The sequence below is a fragment of the Methylobacterium sp. J-092 genome (genome assembly GCF_022829325.1).
In the GTDB taxonomy this organism is placed as follows: Bacteria; Pseudomonadota; Alphaproteobacteria; order Rhizobiales; family Beijerinckiaceae; genus Methylobacterium.
Map to the genome: position 1 here is coordinate 1 of NZ_JAKSXU010000088.1, position 3591 is coordinate 3591.

The 3591-nt window shown below is 59.5% G+C and carries 3 protein-coding genes; all 3 read left to right on the top strand.

Annotated features, from left to right (window positions below; genetic code table 11):
- Positions 1 to 225 precede the first annotated feature (225 nt).
- Positions 226 to 459 (top strand): hypothetical protein, encoded by a 234-nt coding sequence (locus MKK60_RS10005; protein ID WP_243950968.1) that lies wholly within the window; start codon positions 226 to 228, stop codon positions 457 to 459.
- A 330-nt stretch (positions 460 to 789) separates the two neighbouring features.
- The gene (locus MKK60_RS10010; RefSeq protein ID WP_243985440.1) at positions 790 to 1050 is read left to right on the top strand and encodes a hypothetical protein; all 261 of its coding nucleotides are present in this window, start codon (positions 790 to 792) and stop codon (positions 1048 to 1050) included.
- A gap of 2243 nt (positions 1051 to 3293) precedes the next feature.
- Positions 3294 to 3591 (top strand): hypothetical protein (locus MKK60_RS10015; RefSeq protein WP_243985442.1); only part of this gene is annotated, 298 nt, incomplete at its 3' end.

Genomic DNA, 3591 nt, shown 5'->3' on the forward strand with positions numbered 1-3591 from the left:
GCCGTCTCCGCGACCGTCTGAGCGGCCGCCTGGCGCAAGCCGGCTACTGCTGGGGTCGCAAAGGCCAAACCGACGAGAAGAAGCAGTGGCACGCCTGCCAGCCGGACTCGATCTATGAGGACGATATCGAGGCGGTGCAGCGCTGAAGCCTTTCCACTCCAGGCAACACCCGCGGCCGGCAAGGCAGCTGGGGTTCATGCTGCGCCTTTGATCCAGGATTTGCCAATGCCCTACACCCTCAAACGCCTCGCCCCTGGTAGCTTCGATCTTATCCTCGACGGCGAAGTGGTCGGCAGCTTGGTCCGCGATGTGTCGCGGGACGGGTACGAAGGCGATTGGACAGCCGAACCACTCGCCGACAGCCCGCCCTTTCCGGCGCCTTTCACGAGCGAGGCGCAAAAGTTCCCGAACCTGAAAGCAGCGGCGGACTGGCTCGACGCGGACGTGCCTGATCTCTGATACACCCCGTGCTCGGCAAGGCGAAGCGGTCGTAGTGAGGTGAGTATGCTGGGTCGACGATCGAAGCGCAGGCTGCCCCACAGCCTGACCCAGCACCTTTCAGATCCGAAGATCGTTGTCTTCAGCCCCCGAACGACCAAGCGGCGTAGCACCCCCTCTGCGTCTGGGTCGCCGCGGAAGTTCGGCATATCGGCCGTGACCCTCATCGTCCTCGTGCTGGCCGGCGGGTACCTGCTTCACGCGTGGTAGGGGATCAAGCCAGGCTCGAGGCGACCAGGGCTACGTGCGGCACCGTGAGTACCCTGAGGGTGCGAACTGAAGGAACGACCGATGGCCGACATCCCTGATCAGGAGATCGAGACCTCTCCGCTCGGCGGCATCGTCACCCGCGATGGCGTCATGGTGCAGGTTCACATCTACCGATTTGCCGGCAGTGACGATGAATGGACCCTTGAGGTGGTCGATCACGAAGGCGGGCACACGACCTGGACTGATACCTTCGCGAACGATGAGGACGCCTTCAAGGCTTTCGAGCAGGCGGTCGCTAAGGACGGGATCCGCTCGTTCGTTAAGCAGCAGGTGGAGCATTGATCGAGCGCGTGCAGCGGAAGCGCTATCGCGAGTGAATGGGCAACGCCTCGCCATAGGAATTGACGGCTTCCTCTTGGCCTACGTGACGAGCACAGTGCTTATCGCGAACGGCTTCGACAATGCGCTTATGATAGTCTTCGCGTCTGGGATTGTCGCATCCGTCGCGCTCATGGCCTTCTAGATCCGAGCCGATCACAAGCGGTGATCCGAGCGAGCCCGGAAGGGTCGGACTTCTATCGATCAGTGTGACGCAGCCTTCCAATCTCAGGGAACACCCGCTGTCTGAAAATCAGAGCAAAAAGTGGAAGCAAGCCGGAGCGGCTTTCGCTAGCCGGCAGAGCCAACCCATCTCCATGCCTGCCGAAGGGCCGCCGGTGAACGTGGCTGAGACCAACCTGGCTCGGTAAAGGGCGGCTCGCTTATCGAGGGATGCGGCGCAAGCGTCGCCTCGGAAGCGGTAAGGCATCCTCCTTTTGGAGGTGAATGGCGAGGTGCAGGCGCCATCACAAATGTCGTAAATTGTGCGCAGCTTGGGTAGTCCAATGAACGAGTCCGCAGCCTCAACAAGCTTTTATTAACCATAAGGCAGCAGCGTCATCGGCGGGTGTGCGCCGTTGATCGTATGCGGCGCAGTGACCCGCAGCTCTCGGAGCTTCGAGGATGCGCCTTCCGGTTGTCGTGCTGATCGCGGTCCAATTTATCGCCAGTCCAGCCATATCCCAAAAGCGGGTCGCTGCTATCTACCCACAACCGCCCCTTAAATCAGTTGAAAGCCTGCCAGAGATCTCAGTCTCCACCGCTGCGCTCCCGAATATCGAAGCGGCGAATAGAGCGGCGCGGATCAAGATGGAGAAGTTCGATTTGGCCATAGCAGGCCGTGATCTGCGCGTCCTGCGATCTGTGTGCGTCGGGTGTCGGACGACGGCAAATTGGGCAGCTCATAGCATCAAAGCCAGAGCAGAAGGACCTGAGTTCCCCATCGCAGATCCGGCTGCTGCCCCTGATCAATAGTAGTACCGCCAACTAGGCGGTGGGGATCTTACGAAAGTGAAGTTTTCTATGCATACTGCGTATTTTGAGCAGTGTGAACGGTTTTGCCCGGTCTGGCGTTTAGAAGAGTAGCGCGCATAAGCTTCGCTATAAAACACTTCACACGGACGGTAGAAGCAATGGTTCCGCTCAGGGCCGATCGGTGACCAGTAGGAGCATCGAGACGGTGGCTCTGCCAGAGTTAAGCGTCACGACAGAAGCTCGGCGCCCTCGGGAAATTCATATCAAGGAATTCAGGTGGGATCCGCGCGTCTGCATCGGCTGCTGAACGACCTATCGGCAAAAATGGTGCTGGCTTCCGGCGTACAGGCAGTGAGCTTACCTTCCGGGGGTGGAAGCCTCGACAACCCCACTTGTCGCCCTCGCCTTCGTCGTAACGGCTGACCTTTATCTTGAGAGCACGCTTTTGGCCATTGTGCCATTTGGGCCGAGTAAGCCATAAATCTCAGAGCACCAGTTTTCGCCGCCGTTCCGAGTGTATGCCTGCCGAACCTCGCTAGACCATTTGCGGAGTTTGTCTTCGATCAGCGGCTCTTCAGTGCTGGAAATAGCGCTATCCATCCTTAAGGTAGTTAGGCGCCCCGCGTTCACGCGAAATCCTGGGCACCTGCTCTCTGCAAAGATTGACGCTGCCGCCACCATTGCATAGTGGTCTAAATCTTCAGCGTGATCCCTGGCGACCACCGGTTGACTCAAACCTATTAGGCATCCCGGGAGCAAGTAAAAGAATTTTTTGGTGGATATTTTCAAGGTTCGACAGCCGATTAAGTCAGATCAAAAGTTGAGTTGCCGATAATATCCCGAGATCGGTAGATCCTACTATTCTCCCTAGGGCGGTGTGCTTGAAATTCACAAAAACCACCGGCCACGCTCCAGGATGGAAGCCGCCAACTCTCGCTGTTTTCGACCACCGTGCGAGTGGGTCAGAGCAACGCCTTCGCAACGCACCCTAAACGCGAGACTGCCGTTGGGCGGCGGATCCCGTCAATCCCTGAGCCATCCGAACGCATCACGTCGCCGCCTCGGGCTGCGCAGGCGCATTGCCAAGGTCGTAAAAGCCGTCGTTCTTGGTTGCGTCGCCCTTGCGCTGCTCCCAGGCCAGCGTGTTGATCAGTCGAGCGTCGACCCATGATGCGGACCTCGGTGCCCTCAACGCGCCTCGACAACCCCATCCCTGGGGCTATCCTGCTTGCATGCGCACAGTCCTGATCGCCCTCGCTCTCGTCGCTATGGCCGGAGGTGCCAGCGCACAGCAGCAGATGCCGACCGTCCCGGAGCTGCTGACGGCTGAAAGTAAGGCCTCGCAGGCGTGTGAGGGCTCAGGAGATGCTGACGTCGCCCGAGAGCAATGCCGTCTCCGCGACCGTCTGAGCGGCCGCCTGGCGCAAGCCGGCTACTGCTGGGGTCGCAAAGGCCAAACCGACGAGAAGAAGCAGTGGCACGCCTGCCAGCCGGACTCGATCTATGAGGACGATATCGAGGCGGTGCAGC